The organism is Bartonella sp. AP88HLJMH (genome assembly GCF_042195605.1).
Taxonomy (GTDB): domain Bacteria; phylum Pseudomonadota; class Alphaproteobacteria; order Rhizobiales; family Rhizobiaceae; genus Bartonella.
This window is the reverse complement of the sequence record NZ_JBHIOR010000125.1, coordinates 1-613: the sequence shown is the minus strand read 5'-3', so window position 1 is coordinate 613 and position 613 is coordinate 1. Positions and strand designations below refer to the sequence as shown.

The following is a 613-nucleotide window of genomic DNA, read 5'->3' as shown; positions in this document are numbered from 1 at the left end:
AAACAATCCCTGCCGAAATCAAGCGAGCAAATATATGAAAAAGCGATTTATTATAACAGGAATGATTACCCTTTTGGAAATGATAAATTTGGCACATGCAAACGATGTTGATGATATATCTACTCGCATATGGGAAAGTTTTTTAAGCGCACAGATTCCTTCGGAATCACATACTAAACAGAGTTCATCTGCTTCACCGCCACAATCTGCTCTACCAGCAGAATATCTGGAGCTTATTGATCTATTAAAAAAAGGGGAAATTATTGAGCTCTTAAAAAAACAGCTTGAGTTGAAAAAAGAACAACTTTCGCAAACAAAAAAAACCTATCAGGCTATAACAAATAGTCAAAAAATTGGACCTAAAACTATAGATTTTTCTAGTTTTTTTCTCAAAGAACCAGAATCGTTCTATAAGAGTGATAAGCTTTCAAGAGAATCATATCAAGAGGTATTAGAGGACGAAAACAAAATTTCTGAGCCTTTTGATCGAATGGGCACGTTGCTTTTTGAGCGTTTAGAATTTTTCTCAATACTAAATAAAGCTATAACTTTAAAAAGTTTTGAAAACGTAGAAAATCGTTTTCAATACCTCAAAAATCTATTTAATGAACTT

1 protein-coding gene is annotated in these 613 nt (G+C 32.5%); it reads left to right on the top strand.

What is annotated here, in order from left to right; translation table 11 throughout:
• Positions 1-79 precede the first annotated feature (79 nt).
• Positions 80-613: hypothetical protein (locus tag ACFIMA_RS09940; RefSeq protein ID WP_375693794.1), on the top strand; the 534-nt coding region annotated here is incomplete at its 3' end.